Genomic DNA, 19086 nt, shown 5'->3' with positions numbered 1-19086 from the left:
TACGAGGAGCAGCAACAGCAGCGCAGCCTTGCCGCCCTGAAACGGCGCGCCAAGTCACTCGGTTTCCGGCTTGAGCGCGAAACCGCCCCGGCCTGAAACAACACGCACGAATTTTGTTTCTCACGAGTTGCGGGTCCATCAAGATCATCGAAGGCTGCTTCGGCAGCAGAACCCGGCTTTCGACGGACGCGAGAAACGTTTGTGCCATCGCACCGCCCATCGAATGCCCGCCAACGAAGTCGAGCTGCACATGGTCCGGGTGCGACAGGATCTTCGCGAACAGTTCGCCCGCTCGCTTGGCCGCGCGGTCGACTTCCCCGATCCGTCCAAATGCACTACCGATGTCCTGCTTGAAGTCCCGCATGTTTTGCGTACCGCCGAAGAAAACGCGCAGACGCAACGGCTCCAGAAGTCCCCCACCCGGTCCGCGCTCCGCAGCGACGCGCAAATGGGCGATGTCCATTACGCTCCTGAGCTCGGCGCGCTCTTCCCCCGATAGGGGGGCGTTCAGCGCTTCATGATCGAGTGCGGCGTTATCGTAGTCGGCGAGAAATCGTTCGATGTCCGTCCTGAATCGCGCGAATGTCGCGCGGACCGCCGCCTTTTTCTGCATGTACTTGTCAGGGTCCGACGACAGCTTGCCGAAACCGAGGGCCTCCGATAGGGCCTCGACATCACGATGGCTGAGCTGATCGAACGCTCGCTTCGGATCGTTGACGAAACTGAGCTTCGGACCGGACTTCAGAGAGTTGATCGCTGGCCTCTTCGCGTTTGGCGAAGCCGCCATCTTGAGCTCGGGCTGGATACGAAGCTCTTCCTCCGGCGCCACCCGTGCGCTTGGGCGTAACGTGCCGGCTAACGCCGGCTTGCGGTCGCGCAGATCGCCCAGAAACGGCGTTTCGCGTGCGCCCAGCTCGAGAACCGCCTTGGCCCCAGCCGCCGTTTTCGGGATGACGTCCGCCGCGCCGCCCAAGCGCGCTGTCAGAAGCTGCGCGAACGTGCGATTCGACCGGTTGCGAAGACTGATGTCCGGATCATGTTCGAGTAGAGCGAGCACTGTGGGGCGCGTACCCGACTGCGCAAGCCGCATGATGGCCGTATTGCCGTTCTCGTCGCGGGCGTCGATAGACGTGCCGGCACGCAGCAGCAGGTGGACAACGTCGGGCGAGCGCGCATCGAACAACGCTGTCGCGCCGCGATGATTCGTTGCGCTCGGATCCGCGCCGGCGGCAAGCAACTGGGACAAGATTTCCATGCCGCGCCCGGCGGCCAGGTGCAGTGGCGTGTTACCCAGCTCGTCGCGCACATTCGGGTCCGCACCATGGTCGATCAACGCTTTTGCAAATTCGATGTTGCCGCCCGTCAGTGCATTCATCAACAGCGTCGCACCACTGTGATCAGGTGCATCCACGAGCTCGGGCGAGCGCGCGAGGATGTCGTTCATCCGCGCGGACGGAAAGTCGGTGTCCCACGCCATGTCGAGCAGTGCTTCGCGATCCTCGTCGATTTGTTGCGCACCGGCGCTGCGATGGTTGCCACTGCCTTCAGTGCGCACGCTATGCGTGTCGCGATCCGGAGACGCATCGATGCGAGCCGATGACAAGCGCGAGGACCGATCGCTCAGCGAGACACGTGGCGACTCGGCTCTGCTGGACGGTGGTGTCCAGACCGCCGCCGCGCGGATTGCCGCGATCGCCTCCCGGAGCTCTTCGTCGTCAGACGACGAACGCGGCGGGGGGCGATGCGATGAAGACGGAATCGTATCTGACGTCACCCGCCGCGCATTCTGCCGCTTCAGCGCGCCGAGTGCCGGCGCGACCGTCATTTTGCGGCTCGAGCCCGCACGTTCCTTCGGTACGTGTTGGCACTCGTCCGCATGGGATGGCACGGTCGACGTGCCGAGCCACGCGCGAAAGCTGGAAATCGGATTCTTCATCGGCAAGACACCTGACGTGACACATGGACGCAGCGTGAGCGCTTGGTCGCATTGTGTCGGTGCCTGCGCGATTCATATCGCAGGGCGCGGCGAAAACACTCGCCCGTCGGCGAATCGATCCGCGCGCCCCATCCATGTCAGCAGTCCAGCAATCCGTGTTGATCCCTTCGTTTATTCTTCGTTCGAATAGGGAATCGAATTGCCCTCTATACCCAGATCGAAATTGCAAGCCACGATTGCCCTCACCGGCTCGGACGCACTGAGATTGACAGGTTGGTGCGGCACGCCACCGGGAATATAGACAAAATCGCCGGGCCGATTTCGCATCGATTTGTTCATACGGCGGCCATACCGATGCTCGACGTTGCCGCCCAGCACATAGAGGATCGTCTCGGTTCCTTCGGGGTGCGCGTGAGCCGGAATATTCTCGCCAGGCTGAATGACCGCCATGTACATGAACAATGCACCCGGGCGCTTCATGTGTCCCGCGGCCGCATGGTACGAAAACGCCGCTTGCGGGCCTCCCGCATTTTCGCCCCCCTCAGTCGATAGCAGCACGATATCGTCGTCGTCCATCCGGGTGCTCCGTTCTGGCTTCGTCGGTGTTGCCGCAACAGCTGTCGCCGGCGGCTTCGCTCCGAAACGCTACCGGGTTGTTTTTGGACTCCGAAGCAATGAAGCGAAGAAACGCAACGCGACGCGAAGCGACGCAAAGCGAAGCGACGTCAGCCGCGCGATGACAGGCCTCGCATCGATCGAACGAATGGTTCATGCCACAATCGGTTCCTCGCCCACCTGCTCGTGGCCGGGCGCTTACGCCACCCACCGAAAGCAGACTTGCCGATGAATGCACCGCTATCTTCACTGAGCCGCTCCCGCATACCCCGCACCGTCTGGGCGCTCGGCTTCGTCAGCCTGTTCATGGACCTGTCATCGGAATTGATCCATGCCTTGTTGCCGATCTTTTTTGTATCGACGATGGGCATGAGCGTGGTGGCCCTCGGTGCGCTCGAGGGCGCCGCGGAAGCAACGACGATGATCGTCAAAGTGTTTTCCGGGCCATTGAGCGACTGGCTGGGAAAACGCAAAGGCTTGCTGCTGGTGGGTTATGGGCTCGCCGCGTTGACCAAGCCGCTTTTTCCGCTGGCAACCACCGCGTTCGTCGTTGCGGTTGCGCGTCTCGTCGATCGGCTCGGCAAAGGCATACGCGGCGCCCCTCGCGACGCGCTGGTGGCCGATGTGGCGCCGCCCGACATTCGCGGCGCCTGCTTCGGGCTGCGCCAATCGATGGACACGGTTGGCGCGGTTGCGGGCCCCTTGCTGGCCATGGCATTGATGTTCGCCTTCGATGACCGTATTCGCACCGTGCTGTGGTTCGCCGTTGCTCCCGCCTTCATTTGCGTGGGACTGCTATTCTTCGGCGTCGAAGAACCCGAGCGCCCGGCCGGCGCCCGGACGTTTCGCTCGCCGCTCCAGTGGCGCGCTCTGCGAGCGTTCCGGGGCCGCTATTGGTTCGTCGCCGTCGTTGGCGCGACATTCACGCTTGCGCGGTTCAGCGAGGCATTTCTCGTACTGCGCGCGCAACAGGCAGGCTTCGATCTCGCCTGGGTGCCTGCTGTGATGGCGGTCATGAGCGTCACCTATGCACTATCGGCCTACCCTGTGGGTAAACTTTCGGACCGGCTCGACCGCCGCATCCTCCTGGCGGCCGGCCTCGCGTTGCTGATGGTCGCGGACCTGACACTGGCCCACGCAGCGTCCGCACCGTTCGTCTTTGCCGGTGTGGCGTTATGGGGGCTGCATATGGGTTTTACCCAAGGCATTCTCGCCGCGATGGTAGCCGACGCATCGCCGGCCGCGCTACGGGGCACGGCGTTCGGCATCTTCAACCTGGTCAGCGGCGCATCGATGCTGCTCTCGAGCATACTGGCCGGCTGGCTCTGGGAACGATACGGCGCGCCCGCCACATTTTGGGCAAGCGCCGCGCTAGCGATGGCGCCTCTCGCGATGTGCGCTTTCGCACCCGCCGCGCGCGACGGGGAACCCCGCGGTTGAGATAGCTCAACGAGAGTGCACCGGTTCGAGACGATCCATCGAAGCCGATGCGGCGCTGTGCTAGACCGCGATCACGCAATTGCGGCCGTGATCCTTTGCGCGACCCAGCCGTTCGTCCGCTGCATGCATGAGCGCCTCGCTCGTCGTGCCGTCGTGAGGGAACTGGGCAATGCCAATGCTGACCGTGACGGAAAAGCGATCGTTACCGCTCATGAACGGCGTTGCCTGCACCGCCGCGCGAATTCGCTCACCGAGCATCAGCGCGGTATCGAGCGCGCCGCGCGGAATCAGCACCATGAACTCCTCGCCGGCGACACGGGCGACACCTTCGAATGGACGGATCGCATCGAGACAGATGTCGACCACGCTACGCAGCACCTGATCGCCCATATCGCGGCCGAACCGATCGTTGATGCGCCGGAAATTGTCGAGGTCGAGCGCCAGCAACGAAAACGGCGCACTGCCCAGCTTGGCCCGTTCTATTTCCCGTTCGATCCGATTGACGAACGTCTTGCGGTTGACGGCACCGGTGAGCGGATCCGCCACGGCGAGTTGCTCCAGCTTCACGTTGCTACGCTGCAGCTCGCGCAGCGCAGTTTCCGTTCGCGCCATCGACTCTTGCAAACGCGCCATCAATTCCTCGCGACTGTAGATGGCGGAAAACGAGCCGGCCGCATGGAACGCTTGAACGATTCCATAACTGAGCAGAAAGAAACCGCCGGCGAAGATTGCATGGGCAAGCCACCACATATGATTCCAGGGCTTGCCAAGCAGGAATGCCAGCGACGACAACGCGAAAGCCATCACCGAGATGCCAAATATCTGCATCAGCGGCGAGCGGATCCTTCGAGCAAGAAGACAGCCGACATTCACGAGCGATACGAGCATCGCGCCGCCTTCGAGGGTGAGCCGGGTCGCAAGCGTACCGGCAAACGGCGTATTGGCGAGCACCGCAACGAGCAAATCGACGACGACGAAGCCGACGAGCCACGCGGCCCAGAACATGCGGTCATGCCGGCGCGCGGCCGGATCGGGCTCGGAGTCCCCATGATACGAAAGCAAGCCAATAAACAACAGAACCGCCATTACGAGCCGTGAAGCCGGGCCATATAACAGGAACAGCCACATGTCGTGATGTGCGAGCGGAGTGAATGCGCCATGCGGCGCGTAGACGATGGCAAACCCCGCAAAACCCAGTGTCAACCAGCGCAATATCGGATCGCCCGAGCGCCGGTAGCACTGCCATGTCACGTAGCAGACGAAAATCCCTTCCAGAGTGGCGAGTGCAATCGCGATCTCGTGGAACGTATGGTCTTCAAATAAAAGCCGGGGATCCTGAAAAAAATGCAGGTAGGCAATTAAATAGGCCGGTAACAAGGCGAATGCAATCACCAGAAAACCGGCGTACCAACGCGTGACGCGAAGGACGATCTGCTCCGGTGCGTCGCGTTCGTTCGTGAGCCCTGTCGTTTCGCTCATGGTATTCGCCCGCTCTCTCGTTGTCTCTCAGTCGGCAATGGACGCCGCTACGACGGCCTCGCAGCGGCGTTGTTGCATTCTACGGAAGATTGCGGTCCCTTTGGCCGATTATTCGGTTTCGCGTCGCCGCATTCTTTCAATCGACATTTCGAAAACGGTTGAAAATCGATTCCACGATATTCGAACCGTTCTGTCTGAATTTGCGTCGGATGCGCGTCAGCGTGAATCGGGTGCGATGGATACGATCGACGACGCGTTTCCGCTCGCGCCACGGCGCAATCGAACACGCCAGCGGGAACTGCCGTCATAAGGCATCCGAGCGAATGCGCTTTGCACGAGGAACGTGATGGCCGAATGCGATTCGGCCTCGCCATCGCGGCTCGATGCGCTGACCTTATAGACTTCCCGGCCGGACGCACGATCGAAAAAGCGCAACGTCAACGAGTGGACGAAGCGTTCGCGGCCAGGCCATCGAAACGACCACGCGGGCTGCCGCGGCGCGCACGGCGCTTGCGCCGCGCAGGCGTCATCGACTATCGACACGGACTCGGCATGCGTGTCATAGGCAAACGAAATGCGCAAACGCGCGCGAGCCTCGGGCGCCGCATCGAAGCCGTGCTTCGCAAGCGCATCGGCAATGGCCGACTCGTACCGAGCGGCATCCGCGCCGGCCGGCGTCACGGGCGAATCGGCAAACACATAAGTGCTCGGCCGCGCGTCCAGGGCCGACGCATCGGGTAACGACGCTCTCACATCCGATTCGATGCCGGCACATCCCGCCAGCATCGCCAAGGCAAACCCCATTGCGAACCATCCCGCTTTCAAAATTCAATCTCCTCTTTTCCCTTGGCGCTACAGTCAGCGTCCCTCGCCATCCGCCGACCGCTCCCCAGCAGCCGGCTCGTCCGCTGCCGGCAGCCATATCGTGACGGTCGTGCCGCGTCCCGGCTCGCTTTCGACGCGTACCTCGCCGCCATGCCGCATCACCACCGTCTTGATGAATGCCATGCCAAGCCCCGCTCCTCCGGAGGCCGGCTGCCCCGGTGCCTGAAACCGCCGAAACGGTTCGAACAAATAACGCTGCATCGCCAACGGGATGCCATAGCCCTCATCGGTGACCGTGCATTGGACGCGGTGCGGCGGCGCCCCGGCCACGGATACCTTGATCACTGTATCGTTCGGGCTGTACTTGATCGCGTTGTTGATGACGTTTGCGATAGCACGCGTTATGAGCGAGCGATCGGCCGCTACCCAATATTCCCTGTCGCCGAGGTTCATGTCGAGGCTTATGCTCTTGGTGCGCGCCTGCGGCCACAGCTCGTCGCCGGCGTCAGCGACGATATCGGCGAGATTCGTCGGCTCGAGCGAATAGGCCTGCGATTCGGCACGCGCGAGCTGAACGAAATCGTCCGCGAGTTTCAATGCGCGGTGCGCATGGCGTTCGATGCGTTCGAGCAACATGTGCGTACGCTCCGAGTCGCTGCTCGTGCGCTCGAGCTCGACGAGCGCGAGGATCGAGGCATGCCGCGAGCGCATATCGTGCGACAACAGGCGCAGCGCATCTTCGCGCCCCCGCTCTGCCGCGTGAAGCGCAGTCACTTCGACGAGCCCCGCCACCCAGCTGCCCGACTCTTCCCCTTGCTCGCTTCTGCAACGGGCGTAACGCAGCAGATAGTCGTGCCCGGACGGATCGCGCACCTCCAGTCCACGCTTCACGACACCGACGCGAGGCCCTCTCGGATCCAGCACCGCCGGCCAACGCGCGCGCAGTTCGGCCTCTTCCTCGAGCCCGGTTCCAATCGCCTTGATCAGCGTGAACTCGCCGAGCACCTCGGTAAGCGGACGGCCTCGCGGGTCCGGGCTGGCAATACGTACGAAATGCGAGCGAGCGGCCTTGTTGGAAAGTACGACGATGCCCTGTCTATCCGCGACGATCACGGGTTCCGGCACGCTGTTCAGACTGTCCCACACGAAACGCTTCATATCCTGCAGGCGGCGGGCGGCACGCTCGACGAGCGCGATCTGGCGCTCGAGCATATCGCCGCCAAAGCGTTTCGACAGCGCGGGGGGCTCCGGTAACAGGTGCGGTTCGGCGTCGAGCTGCTTGAGCTCTCGGCGCAAGCGGGACATCGTCATTTCGAGCCGGCGCCAGCTCCATAACGGGTACAGCACGCTCAATCCGAGCAAGGCGGGCACGGGCGAAATCCATAAGCGCGCCCCATGCAGCAGCAGCGCGCTCATCGCAATCGATGCTGCGCCCAGTGCGAAGGTCAGAACGAGCGAGCGCCATGGCGAAAGCACGAATACGCCCGCGAGCAGCACGACCAAAGGAATCAGCGAGGCCGCCAGGACCCAGCCGAGCGCCCCGGGCGCGATGATGCGGTCCGACAGCAACGCGTCCAGCACTTCAGCGTGGACTTCGACATCGGAAAACGTGCCGATCCTCCCGGAAACGGGCGTCGCGTAGTTGCTCGATAAGCCCTCAGCGGTCACGCCGACAAAAACGATCTTTCCGCGCAAGGCTCCCGGGGCAACGGCACCGCTCAGCAGTTGGGCTGCCGAGATACGCAGACGCGCGGGCGCGTTGGAACCGAACGGGATCAATACGGGTTGCGTCGGCAGCATGCCCCCGGCAGCGTCGCGCGCAACGTAGCGTCCGTGCGCCAGCGGAAGTTTGCCGCTTCGAATGGCGTCGTAGACGAGCATATCGATATACGGCCAGTGCGACGCATGCTCGCCCTCGTCCGGATCGATCGAGCGGACAACGCTGTCCGGATCGGCGTCCAGGTCGATATGCCCCATTCCCGCCGCTGCCCTCGCGATCGGCCCGACGGGCACGACCGCGATGGCCGACGCATGGCCTTCCGCATGCGCGAGCAACATCGGAAGATACGTTGGCACGGCACGGATGGCATCCGCCAGGACCTGGTCGTCCGGCGTCGGCTCCGTGAGCAGCACGTCGTAAACCACAGCCGACGCGCCGTTTTTTCCCACCGCGTCGAGAACGCGCGCTTGCAGGTCACGCGGCCACGGCCAGCGCCCAAATTTGGCAATGCTTTGGTCGTCCATTTCGACGATCGCGATGTCGGGCACCACGGGCCGCGAAGAAAACGACAGCATGTGGTCGTACACCATGCGATCGAGCCCGGCCGTCACCTGCCTCATGACGCACAGCATGACGATCAGGATCGTGAAAAGGCCTATCGTCAACCACTCGATCAGATAACGCTTTGCCTCCGGACTCCATCCGCGAGAGGATTCATCATTGCTCGAGATCGCTGGGGATCCGCGCACCGAATCATGGCTCATTGGAGAACTCGTTCACTTGGCGAGCGTAAATGAACGCACGCGCGACGCCGTCTCGTAGAATTGACCGTTCTCGAATTGTTCCGCTACGACGGTCCAGTAATAAACGCCCGCGCGCAGCCCTGCAACGACGATGTGGTCCGTCGATATGTCGACTTCGTCGACCAGCGGCTCGCGCATATCTTCGTCGCGCGACAAAATGAAACGATATCGCGTTGGCACGCCAGTGCGGCTCGCGAACCAGCGAAAGGTGTATTCGCGCGAGCCCGCCGAACGCATCGCCGAAGCAGCGAGCTGCATACGGCGGCGCTCGAGTGCGTACACGCGCGCCATTCCCTCGAGGCCCGCGTCATCGATGGCGGAAACGCGCACGAAATAGTTGCCGTCCGGTAATTCGCCGAGGCTCGCATGCGGTGCTTCGCCGCTTGCGTCGATCCGTGTCTCCTTCAGTCGGTCCAACATGCCGGCGTCCCGTGCGATCTCGACCCGATACTGGCGCGCCCGCTCGAGCGCCACGAGTTCGAAGTCCACTTCTGCGCCGTCCTGTATGCGCCCCGGATGCACGAGCTCGGGCGCGGGCAACAGCGCGACCGGTGCTCCTACTGGGCGCCCCGCGCGGGTCACGCTGCCGAAGCCGGCCGGCACCAGTTGGGCGCCCGCGGATGGCACGCCCTGCGTGCCGTCGCCTTGCGACGAGGTAGCGGGTGCGGCAGCCGCGGCCGCGGCGACCGCAACGGTCCCGTCGAGCACTTCGACGGCCGAGGTCTGCGCACCGTCGTTCACGCGAAAATGGGTTCCGCGCACGCCCGCCACGATCGGCGCCGCGCGTATCTCGAACCGGTCGCGCGGCTTCTTCGCGTGCGTCACTTCGCTTTCGACTTCGCCGCGCCGCAACTCGAGGCGGCGCTCGTTCGCTTCGCCGAGCAGCGTGCGAGTCAATGTTGCGAGCGTCACCACCGTTTCGGGGGCGAGACTGACATGCGAGCCGTCGTCGAACTCGATCGTCGCAAACCCGGTTTTACCGGTCGCGATCGAATCGCCCTCGCTCAGCGAGACGCCGGGCACGAGCGGCAACGGGGGGGCGTTGCCGATCGCGTAAGTCGCATTCCCGCTCGTGGCTACGACACGCGCAGCGAGCGGCTCGCGCCGCAGCAACGCGACGGGAAGGCGCAGCATGGTGCCAGGCTTCAGTTGGCGGGGAGCCGGCACCCGATTGATGCGCGCAATTACGCGCCAATCATCGATTTCTTGCAGGTACCTTTGCGCAACGGTATATAGCGTATCGCCGCGCTGCGCCACATAAGAAATCATCGCCGATTGATTTGCGGGCGCTTGCGCGAAACCGTCGGGCGACACACATGAAAGGCTCGCGAATAAGACCGTCAACGCTATCATGCGAGCTGCAAACGGCTCGATTGAATGGGCCGCCGGCCTGTATATTACGCGACGCAGATATTGACGAGGTTGCGGTGGCATCAGACGGAAAAAGTAGGAGTCTCCGAATATTACGCAGACCTATTCATTTTTTCAACGATTTGCGTGTTACAAACCAATCCATTAGCCCCATTTGGGGCACAGGCAATCTCTTCCACCGTCGATTTCCGACGATCGCGACTGCTCGCGTCGACTGCAAACGTTTGCCTCCCATGCGACGAACTCTTAACAAATGTTAAATGCGATCCATTTTTCGCTCGAGCGCGGCGCAGCGTGATGCTCGTCAGGTCATCCGGCGCTAAAATGCGCGAGCCCCGCAAAAAGACATTTCGACGAGAACCCGTCGACCCGATCACCCGGGAGTGGACAGTGAAGATTGCCTATCTGGAAGACGATGAAAGCCAGATTGAACGCGTTAGCGAGATTTTGTCTGACAAAGGCCATGAATGCCGGATACTCGTCGATGGAAGCCAGCTGATTCGCCAACTGAAGCGCGAAACCTTCGACATGCTGCTGCTCGATTGGCAGGTACCGGGCGTAACAGGACATCAGGTTTTGCAATGGGCACGCTCCAATCTGACAGAGCGCGTGCCGGTGATATTCATGACGAGCCGCTCGGAGGAACGCGACATCGTGTCGGCACTGAGTGCCGGCGCCGACGATTACATCATCAAGCCGATCCGCGCGGGCGAATTCATCGCGCGCATCGACGCGCTTGCGCGTCGCGCGCGCCCCCATACCGCATCCCCGCCCGCACCGATCGAAGTCGGTCGTTATCGCATCGATGCGGCGACCCGGACGTGTTTTCTCGCGGGCGCGCCGATCGAACTGACGAGCCGCGAGTTCGACCTCGCACTGCTCATGTTTCAGCACGTCGGACGCATTCTGTCGCGGGAACATATCGGCGGCGTAGTCTGGGGGCAGCCGCCCGATGCCATCTCGCGCACGCTGGATACCCACATGTCCAGAGTTCGTTCAAAACTTCAGCTTCGCCCCGAAAATGGGTTTCGACTCACCCCGGTTTATGGGCATGGCTACCGGCTCGACCTCCTGGCACCGCTGACAGGACATCAGCCCGCCGAGTAGGGCCGCCCCTCCACCCCGCGGCAATCCCGTATCAACTTTTGCGGCGTCGCGCCGTTATTGGAAATAGTCGCGCCTCGTTGGCACCGGGCCGACGGTTTCCGGGGGATTGTCGATCAAATGGTGGATGCCACAACCGGTCCGCATATCGAAACGCCGCAGGCACAACCGCGTCGCCGCGCGAATGCCAGGGGCGGTTTGCGCACCCGCAGCCTGCGGCTGCAAAGTTACCTGCTCATTGCAGCGCTCTGGCTTGCACTCGGCATCTTGACCGCATGGGACGAGCATGTGGAAATGAGCAACGCTCGCGCAGGCGCGACCGCGCTTTCCGACGCGCTTTCCGCTCACACCGTGCGCGTCATGCGGGAAGCCGAACAGGTTGCCGCGCTCGTTTCGTGGCAAGTTCAAAATGACGGCGTTTCGATTCCGCTTGCCTATTACGTGGATTCGGGCTTGCTGAAGCTCGACGTATTCCTGCAAGTGGCCGTCATCGATTCGCAGGGCTTCCTGCGTGCGTCGACGATTCCCGGCTTCAAGCCAATCGATCTTTCCGATCGAGAGCATTTCAAGGTCCATCTGCACAACGCGAGCACAGAGCTGGTGATCGGCAAGCCCATCGTCGGGCGTGCAAGCGGCAAGCCTTCGTTGCAGCTGTCGCAGCGGATCAACAGCCTCGACGGGCATTTTCTCGGTGTCGTCGTCGTATCGGTGGATCCCTCGTACTTCACGGAACTCTACGACGGTCTGCGCATCGGCAAGGACGGCATCGTAACGGTCGTGGGAACCCGCGACTATGTGATCCGCGCGCTCCGCACGGGCCAGTCCAAGTCGATCGGCGCAACCTTGCCGCCCGGCAATCTGCTACGGCGTGCGCTCGAACAGCACGGTTCCGGCGACTTGCGCATGCAGTCGTACATGGACGACCAGGACCGCATCGTCAGCTACCGGAAGCTTGCCGGCTACCCGCTTGCCGTGGCGGTCGGCTACTCCACGCAGGAATTTCTCGCGCCGTGGCGTTTGCGCGGCATGTTCTTGCTGATCGCGGCAGTATTGTTGTCGCTGTTGATCGTTCTCGCCGATCGTCGCACTCGCGGTCTCGTGCGCAGTCTCGCCGCCGCGCATCAGCGCGAGATAGCCAAAGCCGAACAACTGGACCAGGCCCGGTCGGACGCGGAATCGGCCTCGCGCGCAAAAAGCGCGTTCCTTGCAACGATGAGTCATGAAATCCGCACGCCGATGAACGGTGTCATCGGCATGACGGAAGTGCTCGCGCGCTCGCCCCTGACAGCCGATCAAAAGGAAATGGTATTCACGATCCGCGATAGCGCGTCCGCGCTTTTGCAGATCATCGACGACATTCTCGACTTTTCGAAGATCGAAGCCGGCAAGCTCCAGGTCGAGTCGGTGCCGGTTGCGATCGAGGATGTCGTCGATGGGCTGGCCGCTTCCCTTGCCACAGTGGCCGATGCGCGCGGCGTCGCGCTGCGCACCTATGTGTCGCCCGCGCTGCCCGCGCTCGTGCTCTCCGACGATACCCGCCTGCGGGAAATCCTCTACAACCTCGTTGGCAACGCAATCAAATTCTCCGGCGGCCGGGAAGGTGTCGCTGGCCATGTATCGCTGCGGGTGGAGCCCGAGGCTCCGGATGGCGCGACGGTTCGCTTTGCGATTTCGGACAACGGCATCGGCATGTCGCAGGACATGCAAGCCCAACTGTTCCGCCCCTTCAGTCAGGCCGAGAGTTCGACAACACGCCGCTTCGGCGGCACAGGACTTGGACTCGCGATCTGCCGCCGGCTCGCCGCACTGATGGGCGGCGACATCGCGGTGACGAGCGAACTCGGCGCGGGGTCCACGTTCATCGTCAGACTGCCGCTCGAAAGCGTTCCCGATGCACCGGCGCGCCTCCAGCAGGACCTGTCCGGACTCACGTGCGTCGTTGCGCCCTCGACCGAATTCGATGCCGACGATATTGCCACCTACCTGCGCAGCGCCGGGGCCGACGTGCAACTCGCCGAGGATGTCGAGGACGCTCAGCACCGCCTCGCCATCGCCGGCGGCGCCGCACTCCTCGTATGCGGCGAAGCGATGCGGCACAACGCAGCCATCTCGGCGAAGGGCCGCGTCCTGATCTCCTCCGGGCGCAGCCTCGTGCTGCAGTCGGAACCCGATGGCACGGTGGTGGCGGGCGCGCAGGCATTGCGCCGACGCGCACTCGTCGATGCGCTGGCTTTGGCAGCGGGGCGCAGCGCGCCGCAATGCAGCGCCGGCGGCGACGCCGCGGTGACCGAAGGTCAGCATGCGCGGGTGGCGCCGAATGCACCGAAAATACTCGTCGCGGAAGACGACCAGATCAATCGCAAGGTCATCGGGCGACAGCTCGAATTGCTCGGCTACACGGCCGATATGGCAACCGATGGAGAAGAAGCGCTGCAAATGTGGCTCGCGGCACCGTACGGCCTCATTCTCACCGACTTGCACATGCCGAACCGCGACGGCTATGAACTGGCGCAGACGATCCGCGCCCAGGAGGCAAGCGTTGCACGCAAGCGCGTGCCGATCGTCGCGCTGACGGCCAACGCGATTCATGGGGAGGCGAGCCGCGCGAAAGCGCTCGGCATAGACGACTATCTGACGAAGCCGCTCAAGCTCGTACTTCTGCAGCAGGCTATCGAACAATGGCTTGCGCCCCCGCAGCACACTGCGCCGCCCGATAACCCCTCCGCCGAGCCGGCCGGCGCTCGGCAAGACACAGCCGTCATCGAATCGGCGCAAACGTGCGATTTCTCGGCCGTCGTCGACCTGAGCGTCCTGCGTGGGATCGTCGGCGACGATAACGAAACGGTGCAGGCGTTGCTTTCGGAGTACGTCGAATGCTCCGCCGCGCTCGCGCAACAACTGCTCGAGCATCTGAGCGCGCGACGCGCCGCTGAGGCCGCGGCCGTCGCTCATAAGCTGAAATCCTCGTCGCGCTCGATCGGCGCGCTCGCCCTCGGCGAGCTCTGCGCGCGCATCGAAAGCGATGCAAGGGAAGCGGTGGATATGTCTTTTACCGAACTGAGCACTCGATTCGGCGCGGCCTACAGTAAGGTCGTCGAAGCCGCACGCGCGCTCTCGCAAGCCTTGCCGTCCTAGCCACGAGAGTTGGCTGGCAGGGATTGGGGCCGCACCCGCGCTCGACGCGCCGAGGGGTGAGCCCGTTGAGAGACGATCCGCGTATTCTCGTTGCAGCCGATACCGTGCACCACGCCGTGCCCGTCGCGCGGAGGCTGGCCGATACATTCGCGGCAGTGCGCGTCTCGACGAACCCCGCCGACATCGCGTCGGACTTCGAAGCCTATGGCCCAAACGTGCTCGTGCTGGCCTTCGATACGCTCGATGGCGCGAAGCGTTGCTGCGATCGGCTTTACGGCGAGAGCATGCTCGTTCATGAGACCGCTCACAAGACGATCGTGCTGTGCGGCCCTGACGATGTTCGGCGCGTCTACGACGCGTGCAAGGAAGGCACATTCGACGACTACGTCGTCTTCTGGCCCGCGACCCACGACGGCCCGCGCCTCGCGCTGGCCGTCGACCATGCGCTGCACCTGCTGTCGAACGCCGCATCGGACGCGCCGGCCGCGGGCCGGCTGGCTGCATATGCGCGTCATCTGGCAAGCCTCGAGCCCACCTTGGAACGCTACGCCCGCGCCTTCGCCGCACAAGTCGACGTCACGCACACGGTGGCCGCGGCAACGCCTTGCCTCAACAGCGACGCGCTGCGTAGCCACTTCGATCGGCTAGGAGAATCGGTGGACGCGCTTTGCCGCGCCGCCCAGGCGTTGGCGAGCGCGCTCGGGCCGCAATTGCGCGCGGCGCACGCGATGAACGCCATCACGGGCCACCTGCGCCCGCATGTGCTCGCCGTCGACGATGATGGATCGCAGCGCTGCACGCTCGAACGGTTGCTGGCAGGCACGCGTGTCGATCTGAGTTGCGCTGCGAACGGCGCGCAGGCCTTTCGCGCGATCCGGGCTCACCGCCCGGATCTCGTGCTCATGGATGTGGACCTGCCCGACCTGAGCGGAATGGAGTTGACCCGCCGCATCAAATCCGTCGAGCCCCTGGCGCAGATTCCGATCATCATGGTGACCGGCGAAAGCCGGCGCACCGTGGTCCTGGAAAGCGTTCGAGCGGGCGCGGCCGATTTCATGGTGAAGCCGTTTTGCCGCTCGACGCTGATCGACAAACTCGAGGCATTCCTGCCCGGCGCCGTCGTCTGAGCGGCTCCCAGCGAGAGCGGGCTTTAGCGCGAGACGCGGAACTGCTCGGGGTCCTTCCCTTTCAGCCAGCGAGGCCGCGGTCCCCGGCCGCCCCAGGTTTCGCCGGTTTCCGGATCCCGAAATTGCGGCACGCGATTGGTTGGTTTGCCCTTACGGCGCGCACCGAAAACGTCTTCGGGCGTAAAGCCGAATGCCGCAATCGTTTCACGAATCTGTTGCAGGGCATGGTGTGCTTCGGCTCGGCGCGCATCTTCGATTTGCGCATCCAATTCCTGTTTTTTCGCAAGTAGTTCTTTGTAGGTCGACACGGACTCTTTCCTCCAATATCAGAAGCCAAACGGAACGCATTCTAGCGGTGCTTGCGGCAATTGTGGAATGGCGCGGCGAAATATTCATCCATTCGGCCAGGTTCAATTATGCGTTATTGCGCTCGACGCGCACACTAGCAATGCTTGCGCCCGCTCATTCGCACAGAGCCGCGGCGATTATTGCGAATAGTTCGTCGATATCGGAAAAAAAAGCAAAAGAAAAGACAAAACCCCCTGTTCGCGACCGCAAAGGCTCGCAAAAAGGGGGCTCGGCAGACTGGGCAGTACTGCGCTCGAGCAGCCTTACGCCGATGCCGCGGCAGTGGCGACTTCCGTCGCCACCTCGTCGACCGCTTCACGCGCGAGACGCACGATCTCGTCGACGTCGGCACGCGTCGTGACGAGCGGCGGTGCGAAGCCGAGAATGTCGCCGTGGGGCATGGCGCGGGCGATGAGTCCGCGCCGCAGCGCCGCGGCCGATACCCGCGGGCCGACTTTGAGCCCGGCATCGAACGGACGCCGCTCGTCCTTGTCGGCCATGAACTCGAGCGCGGCCAGCATGCCCGCACCACGCACCTCGCCAACGAGGGGATGAGCGTCGAACGCCGCATGCAGCCGTTCGAGCAGATAGGCCCCGCTCGACGCCGCGTTTTCGGCAATGCGCTCGCGCTCGAGAATGTCGAGATTGGCGAGCGCCGCCGCCGCGCAAATTGGATGACCCGAGTAGGTCCACCCATGCCCCATTGCGCCAAACTCACGAGAGGCTTCGTCGATGACTTCCCAAACACGTTCGCCGACGATCACGCCGGAAAGCGGCGCATAGGCACTCGTCAGTCCTTTCGCGACCGTGATCAGATCGGGCTGAATGCCGTAATGCTGGGAGCCCATTTTCGAGCCGAGTCGCCCGAAACCGCATACCACCTCGTCGGCAATCAGCAAAATGTCATGCTTTTTCAAGACTTGCTGGATGGCGGGCCAATAGCCGGCCGGCGGCGGCACGATGCCGCCCGTACCCATTACGGGTTCGCCGATGAATGCGGCGATGGTATCGGCGCCTTCGCGGGCGATGAGCATTTCGAGTTCGTCCACACAGTAGGCGACGAATTGAGCCTCGTTCATGCCGGCCGGCGCCTTGCGGTACCAATGCGGGCAAACGGTATGCTTGACGCGGTCGATCGGCAGATCGAAGCATTGATGAAAGCTCGGTAGACCGGTCAGGCTACCTGTCACGATGCCGGAACCGTGATAACCGCGATCGCGGGAAATGATCTTCTTCTTGTTGGGGCGTCCGAGCACATTGTTGTAGTACCAGACGAGCTTGATCTGCGTTTCGTTCGCGTCCGAGCCGGACATGCCGTAGTAGACCTTCTTCATGCCCTGTGGCGACCAGTCGATGATGCGTGCGGACAGCTCGATCACCGTATCGGTCGAGTGGCCGACGTACGTATGGTAATAAGCAAGCTTTTTAGCCTGTTCGTAAATCGCCTCGGCCACCTCGGTGCGCCCGTAGCCGATGTTCACGCAATACAGGCCCGCGAAGGCGTCGATATACGAGCGCCCCTCGTGGTCCTCGATACGTATTCCCTTTGCCCCGGTGACGATGCGCCCCGGCAGCACGCCGGCGGCGTGATCGTGGGCATGCGTCGACGGGTGCATGAAGTGCGCGCGGTCCGCCGCAAAGAGACGTTCGAATTCATTCATGGGATTCTCCAAAGTGTTCGGGCTGCATCGGGTTTTCAGAATGCGGCGGCTTCGCTCGCCGGGAGGCCCAGTTGGCCCAGGCAGAAATATTTGGTCTCGACGAACGGCTCGAAGCCCTCGCTTCCGCCTTCGCGGCCGAGGCCCGAAGCCTTCATGCCGCCGAACGGAATCGGCGCGCCGGTGAATCGAGCGCCGTTGACCGACACCATCGCGAAGTCGAGCCGGCGAATGAGCTGAAAGATGGTGTTCACATTCGTCGAACAGACATAGGACGCGAGGCCATAGTCGGTGTCGTTCGCCCGTCGTATCGCTTCGTCGAGCGAATCGAACGATGAAACGGCCGAGATCGGCGCGAAGTTTTCTTCGTCGTAGATACGCATGCCGGGCGCCGCATCGGCGATCACGGTCGGCTCGAAGAACCAGCCGCCCAACGGATGCGGCGCGCCGCCCGTCGTAATGCGCGCGCCGCGTTGGCGCGCGTCCGCCACGCGTGCCAGCGTCGCATCGAATGCCGCCTGGTGCATGAGCGGACCGATGTCGACATCGGCTTGGAATGCCGGACCGACGGTCAATGCGCGAACCGCTTGCGTATAACGCTCGACGAATGCGTCGTAGAGCTCGCGCGCGACGAGTATCCGATTCGCCGCGCAGCAATCCTGGCCCGAGGTCTGAAACTTCGCCGCAACGGCGACCGTCACGGCTTGCTCGAGATTCGCATCGGCCGCGACGATGAATGGAGCATTGCCGCCCAGCTCGAGCGCGATCTTTTTGATGCCGGCCCGAGCGGCTGCGCGTGTCACGAGCGCACCGACGCGTGTCGATCCCGTGAAGCTCACGGCTCGCACGCGCGCGTCGCCAACGAGCGTCTCCATTGCCATCTGAGGATCGCCGAGCACCACGTTGAATACGCCGGGCGCGAAGCCGGCCTCCTCGGCGAGCTGCGCGAGCGCCAGGGCAGAGAACGGTGTTTCGTGGGCCGGCTTGACCACGACGGTGCACCCGGCGCCAAGGGCAGCAGCGGCCTTGCGCGTGATCATGGCGACCGGAAAGTTCCACGGCGTGATCAGCGCCGCTACGCCAACCGGCTCGATGACCGTGCCGGGGTGCGCATCGTCGATATGCGTCGCGATGTTGCGTCCGGCCAGGCGCTTGGCCTCGTGAGCGAACCAGTCGATGAAACTCGCCGCGTAGGCGATCTCGCCACGCGCCTCTTTGAGCGGCTTGCCCTGCTCGAGAGAAACGATCGCTGCCAGATCGTCGCGGTGCCGCGCAACCAGCTCATGCCAACGCGAAAGCGCCGCGGCGCGTTCGTTGACGGACGTCCACCGCCAACGCTCGAATGCGCGTTGCGCCGCCGCGATCGCGCTTTCGATCTGCGAGCGCGTCAGCATCGGCACATGACCGAGCAGGCTTTGATCCGCCGGATTCAGCACGGCAACCGTTTGGGCATCGTCGCTATGCACCCACCGTCCGTCGATATAGCAAAGCGACTTCATTAGTACGGGATGACCCAGCAACATGG

The 19086-nt window shown here is 63.1% G+C and carries 13 protein-coding genes; 4 read left to right on the top strand and 9 right to left on the bottom strand.

What is annotated here, in order from left to right; genetic code table 11:
- Positions 1 to 1936 (bottom strand): ankyrin repeat domain-containing protein (locus GWC77_RS08635; RefSeq protein ID WP_254366879.1); only part of this gene is annotated, 1936 nt, incomplete at its 3' end.
- Positions 1937 to 2107: 171 nt separating this feature from the next.
- Positions 2108 to 2512: a cupin domain-containing protein gene (locus GWC77_RS08630; RefSeq protein ID WP_173256481.1), complete on the bottom strand. Its 405-nt coding sequence runs from the start codon at positions 2510 to 2512 to the stop codon at positions 2108 to 2110.
- Positions 2513 to 2779: 267 nt separating this feature from the next.
- Between GWC77_RS08630 and GWC77_RS08625 the strand changes: the two genes are divergently transcribed.
- Positions 2780 to 3991, top strand: coding sequence for an MFS transporter (locus GWC77_RS08625; protein ID WP_173256480.1), 1212 nt, complete (start codon positions 2780 to 2782; stop codon positions 3989 to 3991).
- A 60-nt stretch (positions 3992 to 4051) separates the two neighbouring features.
- Here GWC77_RS08625 and GWC77_RS08620 read toward each other — a convergent pair whose 3' ends face one another.
- The 4 genes from GWC77_RS08620 to GWC77_RS08605 form a co-directional block, all read right to left on the bottom strand.
- A complete protein-coding gene (locus tag GWC77_RS08620) occupies positions 4052 to 5470 on the bottom strand; it encodes a GGDEF domain-containing protein (protein WP_173256479.1) in 1419 nt (472 codons plus the stop codon).
- A 216-nt stretch (positions 5471 to 5686) separates the two neighbouring features.
- A complete protein-coding gene (locus GWC77_RS08615) occupies positions 5687 to 6274 on the bottom strand; it encodes a DUF4136 domain-containing protein (protein ID WP_173256478.1) in 588 nt (195 codons plus the stop codon).
- A gap of 54 nt (positions 6275 to 6328) precedes the next feature.
- Positions 6329 to 8779, bottom strand: coding sequence for a CHASE2 domain-containing protein (locus tag GWC77_RS08610; RefSeq protein WP_173256477.1), 2451 nt, complete (start codon positions 8777 to 8779; stop codon positions 6329 to 6331).
- Positions 8780 to 8791: 12 nt separating this feature from the next.
- On the bottom strand, positions 8792 to 10087 hold the full coding sequence (locus tag GWC77_RS08605; RefSeq protein WP_254366878.1) for a FecR domain-containing protein: 1296 nt from the start codon (positions 10085 to 10087) through the stop codon (positions 8792 to 8794).
- A gap of 108 nt (positions 10088 to 10195) precedes the next feature.
- Between GWC77_RS08605 and GWC77_RS30280 the strand changes: the two genes are divergently transcribed.
- The 3 genes from GWC77_RS30280 (at position 10196) to GWC77_RS08590 (ending at position 15555) form a co-directional block, all read left to right on the top strand.
- Positions 10196 to 11296, top strand: coding sequence for a response regulator transcription factor (locus GWC77_RS30280; protein ID WP_367949023.1), 1101 nt, complete (start codon positions 10196 to 10198; stop codon positions 11294 to 11296).
- A gap of 117 nt (positions 11297 to 11413) precedes the next feature.
- A complete protein-coding gene (locus GWC77_RS08595) occupies positions 11414 to 14428 on the top strand; it encodes a hybrid sensor histidine kinase/response regulator (RefSeq protein WP_173256475.1) in 3015 nt (1004 codons plus the stop codon).
- Positions 14429 to 14484: 56 nt separating this feature from the next.
- Positions 14485 to 15555: a response regulator gene (locus tag GWC77_RS08590; protein WP_173256474.1), complete on the top strand. Its 1071-nt coding sequence runs from the start codon at positions 14485 to 14487 to the stop codon at positions 15553 to 15555.
- A gap of 23 nt (positions 15556 to 15578) precedes the next feature.
- Here GWC77_RS08590 and GWC77_RS08585 read toward each other — a convergent pair whose 3' ends face one another.
- From GWC77_RS08585 to GWC77_RS08575, 3 genes are all read right to left on the bottom strand, one after another.
- Complete coding sequence (locus tag GWC77_RS08585) at positions 15579 to 15863, bottom strand: H-NS histone family protein (protein WP_173256473.1); 285 nt, start codon at positions 15861 to 15863, stop codon at positions 15579 to 15581.
- A 303-nt stretch (positions 15864 to 16166) separates the two neighbouring features.
- Positions 16167 to 17564 (bottom strand): aspartate aminotransferase family protein, encoded by a 1398-nt coding sequence (locus GWC77_RS08580; protein WP_173256472.1) that lies wholly within the window; start codon positions 17562 to 17564, stop codon positions 16167 to 16169.
- 35 nt (positions 17565 to 17599) lie between these two features.
- A complete protein-coding gene (locus GWC77_RS08575; protein WP_173256493.1) occupies positions 17600 to 19084 on the bottom strand; it encodes an NAD-dependent succinate-semialdehyde dehydrogenase in 1485 nt (494 codons plus the stop codon).
- Positions 19085 to 19086: the final 2 nt, after the last annotated feature.

It is taken from the genome of Paraburkholderia sp. NMBU_R16 (assembly GCF_013282575.1).
Classification (GTDB): domain Bacteria; phylum Pseudomonadota; class Gammaproteobacteria; order Burkholderiales; family Burkholderiaceae; genus Trinickia.
This window is presented reverse-complemented; position numbering and strand designations above follow the sequence as displayed.